We start from the raw sequence: 12,448 nt of genomic DNA, 5'->3' as shown, positions 1-12,448 counted from the left end.
CGTTAAGCCTGCATGGCGGCAGCAGCCTGCGCATAGCCGCCCGAGGCCCCGTCCACGAAGTGGACATGGTCATCGCGCGTGGCCGAGGGGACGAAGCAGGTCATCATCGCTTCGTCCTGCGCGTGCAGCCCATAGCGGATCTTTCCACGACCCCGGGCTAGTTCCAGCATCGTCTGGATCTGTGTCAGCGTGGCCGGATCACAGTCCAGCGTCATTTTCAGCCCGTCGTCGAACTTGCGGAAATCGGCATTGCGGCTGACCATGCGCTTGTAGTGTTCGGGTTCGAAATTGCCCAACCGTTTCCCCGATTTGAACAACAAGGCAATCAACAGGTTTTGTCCCAGCAACTTGACCCGCTGCATAAGCAGGTTGCGACCGGCTCGCGCAACGCGGGCGTCCAGCCCGACATCGGGGGGCGGCCATTTGATCGGCGGGCCGTTTTCCGGAACCGGATGTCCCGAACGCTCCAAACCCTCCGAGGCGGACAGAACGGATCGGGCGAGATCGGCAAAATCACTCTCAGTCGCCCTTGCAGTGGGTTGCACGACGACCGACACGATCTGGCCGTTGCGCGCCCTGCTGTTGGACCAGCGGCAAGACAGCCCGGTCAGGTTCGGCTGCGCGCCGGGCTCGGCAGCTGGGACGGTGAATTCTCCGGCTTTCATCTGCGCTTCGGCCCAAGCCAGACCCCCACCCGAGAACATGGCGTAGTCTACACCGTCGGATGGCGCGTAGCGTGCAACCCGTAGGTCCTTGCCTGCCATACGGATATTTGAAACCGGCACCAACGCCCCGCGCAAAGATATCGAAAACTCTTCCTCTGCCCACCGTCTAACGTCGGCCAGAACGGCGCGCGCAGTATCGATCTCGCTGGCAGGTACGGCAAATCCGGCACCGTCACCGCCAAAAACATAAGGAAACTCTTTGCCCCGAAGCGCATTAATCATAGCCGAGATCACTGCTGCACCAACCATGTTCACCGTCTTGTACCGGCCCTTTGCGATTTCGCCGGTGGAGTCGACGATATCCGCAACGCCCAGCGCCCAGTCACTGGGCACCGCCGAAAACCGTTCCGGTTCCACCAGGCGGTTGAAGTCCCGCAACAGGGGAAGACTGTCATAGAACGCGGCCTGGGCGTCTTTCATTGGCACCTCGGATGTTCGGTAGGGACAAGGATAGCCCGAATGTGATCGCTGTCCGGTGAAAACAGTATAGCACACGCGCTTGTGTGTGGCACCGTGACGTGCCAAGCATTTCTGCGCAGGTTCGGGGAAGAGGCTTTTCATGAAGGCAGGTCTGGTGGTGTTGTGTCTGGGCTATGTGCTCAGCCAGTTTTTTCGCGCCTTTCTCGCAGTGCTTAGCGTCGATCTGGGGCGAGACATTGGCGCCACCCCCGAGGATCTGGCCTTTGCCTCCGGCCTCTGGTTCCTGGTCTTTGCCGCCATGCAATTGCCCGTGGGCTGGGCGCTGGACCAGGTCGGGCCGCGCCTGACGGCCGCGATTCTGCTTTTCGTTGGAGGCGCAGGCGGTGCGGCGTTGTTCGCGCTGTCCAGCACGCCGTTTCACATTGCGATCGCCATGGGGCTGATCGGCATTGGGTGCTCTCCGGTCCTGATGGCGTCTTACTACATCTTTGCGCGGGAATATCCGCCAGCACGCTTTGCGACCTTGGCCGCGGTGATGTTGGGTGTTGGCTCCGTCGGCAATCTGGTGGCCTCTTACCCAACGGCCTTGGCCGTAGAACTTCTGGGGTGGCGCGCAACGATGTGGGTGCTTGCCCTGTTTTCGGGCGCTATCGCGCTGGGCATCCTGTTCACCGTGCATGATCCCAAACGGGTTGAGACCGCACATCGTGGCTCACTTCTGGATCTGCTGAAAGAACCTGCACTATGGGCAATCCTGCCGCTGATGCTGGTCGCCTATGCGCCCTCGGCAGCCACGCGGGGCCTTTGGGCCGGGCCATACCTGAGCGACATCTTCAACCTCAGCACCACTCAGATCGGAACCGCAACCCTGATCATGGGTGCCGCGATGATTGCGGGCACCTTTGCCTATGGCCCGCTGGATCGGATGCTGGGCACCCGGAAGTGGGTGATCTTCGGCGGCAACGCGCTGGGTGCGGCTGGCTTGGTTCTGATGTGTCTCTGGATCGACAGCGCGGTCTGGCTGTCCGTGGTGCTGATGGCAGCGATCGGTTTTCTGGGCGCCAGCTTTCCGGTCATTATGGCCCATGGCCGCGCCTTCGTGCCGCCGCATCTGGTCGGGCGTGGTATGACCCTGCTGAATCTCTTTGGCATCGGCGGCGCAGGTCTGGCGCAATTTGTCACCGGCCGGATACACGCGGCCACGGTGGACATCAGTCCAACCGCGCCCTACACAGCGATATTCGGCTTTTTTGCGGTCGCGCTTGCCATCGGATGCGTGATCTATCTGTTCAGCCGAGACAGCGTCGACTGACGCTGGATCAGTCAGGAGTATCCCAGTGTCCGACCCGCGCGTCCTTGCCCCCAATCTCAAACGCAGGCTTTCGGGTGTGACGGCGACGATTGCGCGGCTTGTGCCGCTGCAGGTGCAGTGGATCGAGATCGCCGCAACAGGTCCGGGCCTGCCCGCTGACATCCCTCATATTCCGCTGGGTCGCCTGCCTTTTCTGTCACGCAAAACCCTGCGCGTCTGGCATGCGCGCCGCAATACCGAGATGCTGCTGGGCCTGTTCCTGCGCAATATCCTCCGCCTGCGCCTGAAACTGCTGTTCACCAGCGCTTCGCAACGCGCCCATAGCGGCTATACCAAGTGGCTGATCGACAAGATGGACGCCGTGGTTGCCACCTCGCGCAAAACTGCCGGGTATCTGGAGCGTGATGCGCAGGTGATCATGCACGGTATCAACCTGCAGGATTTCACGCCTCCCGAAGACAAGGCCGCTGTCCGTGCCCGGCTGGGCTTGCCTGATGGCCTGTTGCTGGGCTGCTATGGCCGTATCCGGCATCAGAAAGGCACCGACGCGTTTGTCGACGCAATGATCGACCTGTGCGGGCGGTTTGACGACGTCCATGGCATCGTCATGGGACGCGCGACCGAGAAACACACCGGCTTTCTGACCGAACTGAAAGACAGGGTCGCCAAGGCCGGCCTGGCTGACCGCATTCTGTTCATGCCCGAAGTGACCGTCGATCAGATCGCCGAGTGGTATCAGGTGCTGGACCTGTTCATCGCCCCTCAACGGTGGGAAGGCTTTGGCCTCACGCCTCTCGAGGCGATGGCTTGTGGCGTGCCGGTTGTTGCCACCGATGTAGGTGCGTTCTCCGAGATTGTCACCGACCCGTCTCTGGGCCGTGTGGTCGAACCCGGGAACATTCCCGCGCTGGCCGACGCCGCCGCCGAGATGCTGTTCGACCGCGAATCCCTGGCCCGTTCCGGCATCGCCGCACGCGCCCATGTCGAGCAGAATTTCGACATCAATGGTGAAGCAAAAACACTTGTCGCCCTCTATGAACGGCTTCTCAGCGACGCCTGACGGGCTGCATTGCGTAAAATCGGCGTCATTCCGGCAATAATACCCCGAAAACTCTTTTTTCTTCGCCGCAACGCAGCTATGAACGCGCGTCCTTAACTTTGGAGACATGAAATGGGCTATCGCGTCGTTGTCGCCGGCGCCACGGGTAACGTGGGCCGCGAAATGCTGAACATTCTGGCGGAACGCCAGTTCCCAGTCGATGAACTCGCCGTTCTGGCAAGCCGTCGTTCGCTGGGCACAGAAGTTAGCTTTGGCGACAAGACACTGACGACCCAGGACATCGACACCTTTGACTTCACCGGCTGGGACATGGCCCTGTTCGCCATTGGCTCGGACGCAACCAAGACCTATGCCCCCAAGGCGGCGGCCGCTGGCTGCGTGGTGATCGATAACTCGTCGCTGTATCGCTATGACCCCGAGATTCCGCTGATCGTGCCGGAATGTAACCCCGAGGCGATCCACGACTACAAAAACAAGAACATCATCGCCAACCCCAACTGCTCGACCGCGCAGATGGTTGTCGCGCTGAAGCCGTTGCATGACCGCGCCAAGATCAAGCGCGTTGTCGTGTCGACCTACCAGTCGGTTTCGGGTGCCGGTAAGGAAGGCATGGACGAGCTGTGGGATCAGACCAAAGCGGTCTACAACCCTACCTCGGACGTTCCGCCGAAAAAGTTCCAGAAACAGATCGCCTTCAACGTCATTCCGCAGATCGACGTCTTCATGGAAGACGGCTCGACCAAGGAAGAATGGAAGATGGTTGTCGAGACCAAGAAGATCGTCGACCCGTCAATCAAGGTCACAGCCACCTGCGTCCGCGTTCCGGTGTTCGTTGGCCATTCCGAGGCTGTGAACATCGAGTTCGAGGAATTCCTGGACGAAGACGAAGCGCGTGACATCCTGCGCGAAGCACCGGGCATCATGGTGATCGACAAGCGCGAAGCCGGTGGCTACGTCTCGCCGGTCGAATGCGCAGGCGATTTCGCCACCTTTATCAGCCGCATCCGTCAGGACTCGACGATTGAAAACGGCATCAACCTGTGGTGCGTCTCGGACAACCTGCGCAAAGGTGCCGCGCTGAACGCGGTGCAGATCGCAGAACTGCTGGGCCGTGAGGTTCTGAAGAAGGGCTAAGTCCACAGACGTAAATGAACGAGGCCCCGTCGAGTGATCGGTGGGGCTTTTTTTTATTAGGCTTTGCGGAGCAATACTGTTTTCAAATTGGCAGCGTTCAGAAGCCTGCAGGGTACTTTTGATTTAGAAGGGCAAAAAGAAATTGAGGTTAACAATCCTTCTTTTGGTCTTTTTGGCTTTGGATCATAGCCTTCCGTATCGTTGATCTAGCCGGTGAATTTGACCGGGACTTCACTTCCCACAAACTCACGCGTGTCACCGACCAAATCGGTTCAGGATGTGACAGAATTGGTCGCTCTACAGGTCAATCTTGTCAGGTATCGCCACCGCCAAATCTTAACAAATGTCGCGCCCGGCGTTGATCACCCCTGCCCTTCGACAAGTGCCTTGAGATTGGCCAACCCGCGCTCGTAATCGCCACCGACCCAGTTATCCATCATCAGGCCCATCCAACGCGACATTGGATTCATGCCAAGATCGGATTCAAATCCCCATGTTAACTGAGTCTGATTGCCCTCGGGCGTCAGATCGAAGGATGCAGAAGCCGTACCCATCGGACCGAAGTCAAGCGCCGTTTTGACTGTCTGGTCCGGCACGCTTTCGACAATTTCTTGCGTCCCGGAGCCAACCTGCGGGTGCTCAGAGGTCCAGTTCAGGGTGTTGCCAACGCCTGCCTCGGGACCGCTATAGGACAGTTGGGTTTCAGGGTCGCGCGACAGCCAGGGCGACCACTTTTCGGTTTCCTGCATCGAATTCACATAAGGAAAGATCGCGCTGGCCGGTGCGTCGATCATAATGCTGCGGGACACTTCGGCCTTGCTGGGCAAAAGGTAAGAGACGCCGACCAGAACCAGAATGAGTAAAAGCAGAGTGACGAGAATACGTTTAATGAATCGCATTGTGCGCTCCTGATCCAAAAAGATTTGCCCTGAGCATAACAAAAAATGGCGCGAAATCAGAGACCTGATCCGCGCCACAAAAACTCTCAGACATCGGGTCGTCTAGACAACCACGAATTTCTTCTCCTTTGGGTCATAGCACTGCAGCCCGCCTTCACCGATGTCGGTCCACAAGCCGTGAAGGCTGAGCGAGCCATCCTCGACGGCCGAAGACACGAAGGGGAATGTCATCAGGTTTTCCAGCGAGGCCACGACCGCCTGCCGTTCGAACTGCCGTGCCTGTTCGACGCCGTCTTCAACATCGGCAACCAAATCGTATTTCGGTTTCAGGATGTCCATCCAGCGGCCAACAAAGCTTTCTTTTGCTTCCAGCTGTGGCGCTTTGCCCTTGCACATGTCGATGCAGCCCTGAACGCCACCGCATTGCGAATGGCCCAGCACGATCAGATGTGCAACTTTCAGCGCGGTAACCGCGTATTCGATAGCCGCGCTGGTGCCGTGGTGATCACCATCGGGCGCATAAGGCGGCACGAGGTTGGCAATATTGCGATGAATGAAAAACTCGCCCTGATCAGCACCAAATATCGATGTCACGTGAACCCGGCTGTCACAGCAGGAAATCACCATCGCACGTGGGCGCTGTCCTTCGGTGGCCAGGCGGCGATACCAGACCTGGTTTTCCGAATAGGTGGTGGCTTTCCAGCCGTGGTACCGCTTGACCAGATAGGTCGGCAGAGGTTTGGCTAAGTCCATTCTCGTGTCCCTGTTCTTGTGTCTGTCGGCTGCTGTAAACTGAATTCGCGAAAAATTCGACCCATTTTCAAACACAGATGCAAGGTTTTGCAAAGGATTCTACCACCAAAGTCCAGCTATGCCGTGGGGGCGTAAAGAATTGGGGTAATTGTGGTGGCTAACATAATCACGCTTGAACACAAAGAAACCGTGCGACTGGATTCGGATAGGTTGAACGGGTTACATCACCAGTTGGGCGACAAGAATGCCCTGGATGTGTTGTGCCGTACGGTCGAGGAACTGGCGGTACGACTGTCGAATTGCGAGCGTTTCTGGCGACGACGCGACTGGGCCGGGCTGCGCAAATGCGCACGTTCGCTGGTGGCCATCGCCGAGCAGGTCGGTATGACCGCGCTGGCCCGGGTGGCCGACGACGTGGCGCAAAACGTGGATACAGGGGACGCCGTTGCAACCGGCGCCACCCTGTCGCGGCTGATCCGTGTCGGTGAGAAATCACTGACCGTGATCTGGGATCAGCAGGATCTTTCCGTCTGACGGGGCTTGCGGACGGATTGTGGGCAGCTAGGCTGGGCGCAAATCGAACCAGCCGAGATCCCCATGACCCTGTCCTTCGCTTCGCCATCCGAATCTTCTGTTCCGCTTCATGTTATTGCGCAACCCGATCTGGACGCCTGGCTGCAAAAGCAGCCGGATAACGTCGTGTCTTGGGTCGAGGCCAACGGGTTTACCGGCGCGATGGGTCAGGCGTTGTTGGTTCCAGGCGCGAAGGCCAGGTCGGGATTTGCTTTGGCTGGTTACGGCAAAGCCGCCAATCGCGCGCGAAAACGGTTCCCGTTGGCTGCCGCGGCCGAAGCGTTGCCAAAAGGGGCCTATCACATCGCCTCCGGAGTGCCCGAAGACGCGTTGAGCACCGAATGCCTAGGTTGGTTGCTGACAGGGTACGCCTATAACCGCTATGCTACGCAATCCGCGGCCAAGGCCCGCCTTGTCGCGCCCGAAGGTGTCGATGCCGCTCGGATCGAGGTTCTGGCAAATGCCGAGGCTCTGACCCGCGACCTGGTTAACACTCCGGCCTCCGACATGGGTCCGGACCAGTTGCATGCGGCAACCGAAGTGTTGGCGCAGGAATTCGGCGCATCCTGTGCCGTGATCCGGGGCGACGCTCTGCTGGAACAGAACTTCCCTATGATCCACACCGTTGGCCGCGCCGCCGCGCAGGAACCGCGCCTGATCGAGATGAACTGGGGTAAATCCGGCCCCAAGTTGACGCTGGTTGGCAAAGGCGTCTGTTTTGATACGGGCGGGTTGAACCTTAAGCCGGGCAACTCGATGGCTTTGATGAAGAAAGACATGGGTGGCGCGGCCAATGTGTTGGGTCTGGCGCGGATGATCATGGCGTTGGAGCTGCCGGTGCAGCTGCGCATTCTGATCCCGGCGGTCGAGAATTCGGTGTCCGGCAATGCGTTCCGACCCGGGGACGTCCTGACCTCACGCAAGGGCCTGACCGTTGAGATCAATAACACCGATGCGGAAGGACGGTTGGTTCTGGCAGATGCTTTGGCATTGGCGGACGAGGGTGAGCCAGACCTGATCATCTCGATGGCGACGCTGACCGGCGCAGCCCGAGTTGCCGTTGGCGCTGATCTGACACCGTTCTACACCGATATCGACAGCACGGCGGAGGCACTGGCACGAGCAGGCAAGAAAGCCGCTGACCCGGTCTGGCGGATGCCGTTCCATGAACCGTATGAGGCGATGATCGAACCCGGCATTGCCGATCTGGACAATGCCCCGGCAGGCGGATTTGCAGGCTCTATCACCGCAGCCCTGTTCTTGCGCCGGTTTGTGGGCGATACTCCTTACATGCATTTCGACATCTATTCCTGGCAGCCCAGCAAAGCCCCCGGACGCAGCAAAGGCGGACTGGGACAAGGACCGCGCGCCTTGCTGACCGCTCTGCCCGAAATTCTGGGCCTATGACACGCCGGCGCATCATACAGCCGGTTGTGGACCTGCTGCGCGATCCGAATGGCCCTCGGGACCGGCAACTGTTGTTTGGTGACCCGGTAGATGTTGCCGAGGAAACCGACGGATGGAGCCGGATCACTTCGGACAAGGACGGCTATCCCGGTTGGGTCCGGTCCGAACATCTGGGACCCGAGGCTACAGAGACCCACTGGGTCACCGCACCGGCGACCCATGCCTATGAACGGCCAGACATGAAAAGCCCCGACCGGGTATCACTGAGTTTCGGCAGCAGACTGCATGTGCTGTCCGAACAGGACCGGTTTCTTGAGACAGAACTGGGGTTCATACCGGCAATTCACGCCAAACTCAGCGCAACGCGGCTCACCGATCCGGTCACTGTGGCCGAGTTGTTTCTGGGCACGCCCTACCTGTGGGGCGGCAACAGCCGTTCTGGTATCGATTGCTCCGGGTTGGTTCAGGCCGGGTTATTGGCCTGCGGCGTGGCGTGCCCTGGGGACAGCGGGGATCAGGAACGCAAACTGGGCGAGGCACTTTCCGCCGGGACGGAACCAAAACGGGGCGATCTTTTGTTCTGGAAGGGCCATGTCGCATGGGTCTATGGCGACAACATGTTGCTGCATGCCAATGCCTACCACATGGACGTGACGTTTGAGCCGATGGACCAGGCCATCACCCGAATTCTGGAGCAGGGAGACGGGCCTGTAACGGCCCATAAACGGCTCTAATCAAGGTCTACGGACCGGATCAGCTTGCGTTCCAGGACCCGCAAAACAGTGCGCAGATCATGGCCACGCTTCAGGATGCGCCCATCCATACCGATCACCGAGTACATCCCCTGCTTCGATCGCAGGCGCGGGTGCTTTTCGACCCGATAGATCGGGTGCTCTGCCGTACGTCGAAAGATGGAAAACACCGCCATGTCGCGCAGGTTGGAAATGCCGTAATCGCGCCATTCTCCGGCGGCGACCATCCTGCCATAGACGGACAGGATATGTGACATCTCGCGCCGGTCGAACGCGACTGGCATCTGGGCCGAGTTTGCAGAAAACCGGCTGGGAGGCTGCATGTTCATACCCTCAGCCTTGCCGGAAAACGCGTTTGAATCAAGTCCGGTGGCGACAGGTGTGGTATTTTTGGATCGCTGGGCCCTAGCGCCGCCCGACCTGCCGACAGATCAGAATCACCGGCAAAAGCCCCACAGCAAGGATGACCAGAGACGGCACCGCAGCCCCCTCCAGCCGCTCATCCGAGGCCAACCGATACGCCTGCACGGCCAGTGTATCAAAGTTGAACGGCCGCATGATCAGGGTTGCGGGCAGCTCTTTCATCACGTCAACAAAAACGATCAACAGCGCGGTCAGCAACGAAGGTGTCAGGATCGGCAGATGCACCCGGCGCAACGTTCCCAGCGGCGTTTGACCCAAAGACCGTGACGCCGCATCCATGTTGGCATGAACGGTGCTCTGCCCGCCTTCATAGGCGCTCAGTGCAGCGGCCAGAAAACGCACCATGTAAGCCGCCACCAGCAGCCAGATCGAACCTGTGACCAGCAGACCCGTCGAGACGTCGAACGTCTCGCGCATCCAGGCGTCCAGCGCGTTGTCAAAGCTGGCAAAGGGGACCATCAGACCAACGGCGATCACGCCGCCGGGCACAGCGTAACCCAGCCGCGCCAGATAGCCCGCGGTGGCCGAACTGCGACCCGGACGCAGCCGCTGAAAGAACCCCACGCAGATCGCGGCACAGACTGTGACAACCGCCGCAACGCCGGCCAATGTCAGCGAGTTCTGGATGAACCCAATGTACCGCCGCGACAGCAAGTTCTGTTCCGACGTCATACCCATCTGGATCAGGATGAACACCGGCAGCAAAAAGCCCAGCAACACCGGTATAATGCAGAGCGTAAAGGCCGCCACAGACTGCCAACCCTTCAGTTGAGCCGACGGCAGAGAAGCATGACTTTTGCCCGCCTGATAATACCTGGCCTTGCCGCGTTGCATCCGCTCGGCCACGGCCATGAGCAATGCAAAGCCCAACAAACACAGGGCGAGTTGCGCGGCAGCAGCCCGATCTCCGATCGAGAACCAACTGGTGTAGATGCCGGTGGCAAACGTCTGAACGCCGAAATAGGCCACTGTCCCGAAATCTGCAATGGTCTCCATGATCGCCAGCAAGACACCACCCGCAATAGCCGGGCGCGCCATCGGCAAAGACACGTGCCAGAACGCCAGCCACGGGCTTTTGCCCAGAGCACGGGCGGCTAAAAAGGCGGTGGCGCTTTGCTGCAGAAACGCCGCGCGCGCCAGCAGATAGACATAAGGGTAGAGCACGAGGATCAGCATCACGGCCGCGCCCTCGGTCGAGCGGATTTCGGGGAACCAATAGTCGCGCGGCCCCCATCCGGTCACCTGCCGCAGCGTCGTCTGCACAATTCCGGGATGGTCCAGAATGAACGTATAGGCGTAGGCCAGGACATAGGCCGGGAAGGCCAGAGGCAGGACCAGTGCGATTTCCAGAAAACGGACACCGGGAAAGCGCGTCATCGTCACCAGCCAGGCTGCGCCAACGCCGATGGAGAAAGTCCCTGCCGCCACCAAAACGACCAGTATCACAGTTGTAAGTGCGTAACCGGGCAGCACCGTCTCTAACAGGTGTGAGACCGTATCTGTCCCGCCAGTGACCGCCGCCAATACGACCGCCACCATCGGCAGCAGACAAGCCGCCGCGACCAAATAGGCAACGATACCCACCAGCCGGGTGCCCAGCGCGCCGCGATTGCGCTTTCCGTGTTCTGAATAGTCGATTTCGGCCATGGACCCGGTTTGTGACTGGCGTTGGCTATTGATCCGCCTTTAATCGACCAAAATGCTAAGAAACACCAGTCCGCAGGGGAACAATTCTGCGGCACATACTGCCGCAGAATTGTCAGACGATCATTCGTAGACGCGCTGATCTTCGATCACCAAACCGTCCTTGGGCAGCGATCCGGGGGCCACGACCTCGATCGCGCCTTTCAGTTTCAGCACCTCGACCACAGATTTGGCGTAGGCCATATCATCCCCGCCCGCGCTTTCGATCTGAACGGTCATCGTGTCCATCTCACCCTGACGGGCGGCGATGACACGGGCTTTCACGATTTCTTCGTGTTTGTCGACCAAAGCGGCCACCTGTTCAGGTCGCACGAACATACCTTTGATCTTGGTGGTCTGGTCCGCACGGCCCATCCAGCCTTTGATTCTGGCGTTTGTACGCCCGCAAGGCGAGACGCCCGGCATAATCGCAGACAGGTCACCGGTGGCGAACCGGATCAGCGGGTAATCAGGATTCAGAGAGGTCACCACAACCTCACCCACATCGCCAGCAGCCACCGGTGTTCCGGTGCCCGGAGTGACGATCTCAACGATGACGTGTTCGTCGATAATCATGCCCTCCATCGCGGCGCTCTCGTAGGCGATATTGCCCAAATCGGCCGTGGCATAGCATTGCAAGCAGGAAATGCCCCGGTTGGCATAGTCCTGACGCAGAGACGGGAACAGCGCCCCGCCGCCGACAACGGCCTTCGAGAAATGCAGCGCCACGCCCATCTCGTCAGCCTTGTCCAGAATGACCTTCAGATAGTCCGGCGTACCCGCATAGGCGGTACAGCCCACATCCCGCGCCGCCGTCACCTGAAGTTCCGTCTGGCCGGTGCCCGCAGGCAGCACAGCAGCCCCAACAGCCCGAGCGCCGTTTTCAAAGATCATGCCGGCTGGCGTCAGGTGATACCCAAAACAGTTCTGAACGATATCACCGGGACCCACGCCTGCCGCATTCAGGAACCGCCCCATGCGCCACCAATCATGATCCGTGCTGCCGGGTTCATAAATCGGGCCGGGCGACTGGAAGACGTGATGGAAGTGCCGCGCCGGTTTGACAGTGAAGCCGCCGAAAGGCGGGCGCGACGCCTGCGCCTGCGCCAGATCGGATTTCCGCAACACAGGCAGTTTGACCAGGTCTTCAACGGACTTTACAGCGCCAGTGTCGGCGTCGGCCAGATGAGCAGTAAAGCCGGGGGCGGACAGAGCGCGGTCAATCTGAGTGCGCAGCGCCTGCGCCTGATCTGCGGCACGTTCATCGGCTGATCGGGTTTCGAGTGCGTCGTAATAGGTCATCGCCA

Annotated in this window: 12 protein-coding genes; 6 read left to right on the top strand and 6 right to left on the bottom strand. The window is 59.6% G+C overall.

Annotated elements, in window-relative coordinates; translation table 11 throughout:
* Positions 1-2: 2 nt before the first annotated feature.
* Positions 3-1,145 (bottom strand): DUF3095 domain-containing protein, encoded by a 1,143-nt coding sequence (locus ACR0AA_RS15620; RefSeq protein WP_480756383.1) that lies wholly within the window; start codon positions 1,143-1,145, stop codon positions 3-5.
* Between the two features lie 139 nt (positions 1,146-1,284).
* On the opposite strand from ACR0AA_RS15620, the gene ACR0AA_RS15615 reads away from it, so the two are divergent.
* The 3 genes from ACR0AA_RS15615 to ACR0AA_RS15605 all read left to right on the top strand — a co-directional run bounded on the left by ACR0AA_RS15615 (position 1,285) and on the right by ACR0AA_RS15605 (position 4,651).
* Positions 1,285-2,457: an MFS transporter gene (locus ACR0AA_RS15615; protein ID WP_480665269.1), complete on the top strand. Its 1,173-nt coding sequence runs from the start codon at positions 1,285-1,287 to the stop codon at positions 2,455-2,457.
* A 19-nt stretch (positions 2,458-2,476) separates the two neighbouring features.
* The gene (locus ACR0AA_RS15610) at positions 2,477-3,517 is read left to right on the top strand and encodes a glycosyltransferase family 4 protein (protein ID WP_480665377.1); all 1,041 of its coding nucleotides are present in this window, start codon (positions 2,477-2,479) and stop codon (positions 3,515-3,517) included.
* A gap of 111 nt (positions 3,518-3,628) precedes the next feature.
* Entirely contained in the window at positions 3,629-4,651 is a 1,023-nt protein-coding gene (locus tag ACR0AA_RS15605) for an aspartate-semialdehyde dehydrogenase (RefSeq protein WP_480665270.1), read from the top strand.
* A 362-nt stretch (positions 4,652-5,013) separates the two neighbouring features.
* Here ACR0AA_RS15605 and ACR0AA_RS15600 read toward each other — a convergent pair whose 3' ends face one another.
* Together ACR0AA_RS15600 and ACR0AA_RS15595 are read right to left on the bottom strand one after the other, a co-directional pair.
* Positions 5,014-5,550, bottom strand: coding sequence for an SRPBCC family protein (locus ACR0AA_RS15600; RefSeq protein WP_480665271.1), 537 nt, complete (start codon positions 5,548-5,550; stop codon positions 5,014-5,016).
* A gap of 102 nt (positions 5,551-5,652) precedes the next feature.
* Positions 5,653-6,303, bottom strand: a complete 651-nt coding sequence (locus tag ACR0AA_RS15595) for a carbonic anhydrase (RefSeq protein ID WP_480665272.1) — start codon at positions 6,301-6,303, stop codon at positions 5,653-5,655.
* Positions 6,304-6,453: 150 nt separating this feature from the next.
* Here ACR0AA_RS15595 and ACR0AA_RS15590 point away from each other — a divergent pair, with 150 nt between their 5' ends.
* The 3 genes from ACR0AA_RS15590 to ACR0AA_RS15580 all read left to right on the top strand — a co-directional run bounded on the left by ACR0AA_RS15590 (position 6,454) and on the right by ACR0AA_RS15580 (position 9,017).
* On the top strand, positions 6,454-6,837 hold the full coding sequence (locus ACR0AA_RS15590; RefSeq protein ID WP_480665273.1) for a hypothetical protein: 384 nt from the start codon (positions 6,454-6,456) through the stop codon (positions 6,835-6,837).
* A gap of 63 nt (positions 6,838-6,900) precedes the next feature.
* A complete protein-coding gene (locus tag ACR0AA_RS15585) occupies positions 6,901-8,283 on the top strand; it encodes a leucyl aminopeptidase family protein (protein ID WP_480665274.1) in 1,383 nt (460 codons plus the stop codon).
* The gene (locus ACR0AA_RS15580; RefSeq protein WP_480665275.1) at positions 8,280-9,017 is read left to right on the top strand and encodes a C40 family peptidase; all 738 of its coding nucleotides are present in this window, start codon (positions 8,280-8,282) and stop codon (positions 9,015-9,017) included. The genes ACR0AA_RS15585 and ACR0AA_RS15580 overlap by 4 nt, the downstream gene beginning before the upstream one ends.
* On the opposite strand, the gene ACR0AA_RS15575 is transcribed toward ACR0AA_RS15580, so the two are convergent.
* From ACR0AA_RS15575 to ACR0AA_RS15565, 3 genes are all read right to left on the bottom strand, one after another.
* Entirely contained in the window at positions 9,014-9,364 is a 351-nt protein-coding gene (locus ACR0AA_RS15575; RefSeq protein WP_480665276.1) for a DUF2794 domain-containing protein, read from the bottom strand. The genes ACR0AA_RS15580 and ACR0AA_RS15575 overlap by 4 nt on opposite strands.
* 76 nt (positions 9,365-9,440) lie before the next feature.
* Complete coding sequence (locus ACR0AA_RS15570) at positions 9,441-11,105, bottom strand: ABC transporter permease (protein WP_480756382.1); 1,665 nt, start codon at positions 11,103-11,105, stop codon at positions 9,441-9,443.
* Positions 11,106-11,225: 120 nt separating this feature from the next.
* Positions 11,226-12,443: a phenylacetate--CoA ligase family protein gene (locus ACR0AA_RS15565; RefSeq protein WP_480756381.1), complete on the bottom strand. Its 1,218-nt coding sequence runs from the start codon at positions 12,441-12,443 to the stop codon at positions 11,226-11,228.
* Between the last annotated feature and the right edge of the window lie 5 nt (positions 12,444-12,448).

The sequence above is a fragment of the Ruegeria sp. CE8 genome, from assembly GCF_056537465.1.
This window is presented reverse-complemented; position numbering and strand designations above follow the sequence as displayed.

Coding starts and splice junctions, on each gene's coding strand:
- ACR0AA_RS15620 (WP_480756383.1), bottom strand. CDS start 1,145: ATGAAAGACGCCCAGGCCGCGTTCTATGACAGTCTTCCCCTGTTGCGG.
- ACR0AA_RS15580 (WP_480665275.1), top strand. CDS start 8,280: ATGACACGCCGGCGCATCATACAGCCGGTTGTGGACCTGCTGCGCGAT.
- ACR0AA_RS15565 (WP_480756381.1), bottom strand. CDS start 12,443: ATGACCTATTACGACGCACTCGAAACCCGATCAGCCGATGAACGTGCC.
- ACR0AA_RS15570 (WP_480756382.1), bottom strand. CDS start 11,105: ATGGCCGAAATCGACTATTCAGAACACGGAAAGCGCAATCGCGGCGCG.
- ACR0AA_RS15595 (WP_480665272.1), bottom strand. CDS start 6,303: ATGGACTTAGCCAAACCTCTGCCGACCTATCTGGTCAAGCGGTACCAC.
- ACR0AA_RS15605 (WP_480665270.1), top strand. CDS start 3,629: ATGGGCTATCGCGTCGTTGTCGCCGGCGCCACGGGTAACGTGGGCCGC.
- ACR0AA_RS15575 (WP_480665276.1), bottom strand. CDS start 9,364: ATGAACATGCAGCCTCCCAGCCGGTTTTCTGCAAACTCGGCCCAGATG.
- ACR0AA_RS15600 (WP_480665271.1), bottom strand. CDS start 5,550: ATGCGATTCATTAAACGTATTCTCGTCACTCTGCTTTTACTCATTCTG.
- ACR0AA_RS15615 (WP_480665269.1), top strand. CDS start 1,285: ATGAAGGCAGGTCTGGTGGTGTTGTGTCTGGGCTATGTGCTCAGCCAG.
- ACR0AA_RS15585 (WP_480665274.1), top strand. CDS start 6,901: ATGACCCTGTCCTTCGCTTCGCCATCCGAATCTTCTGTTCCGCTTCAT.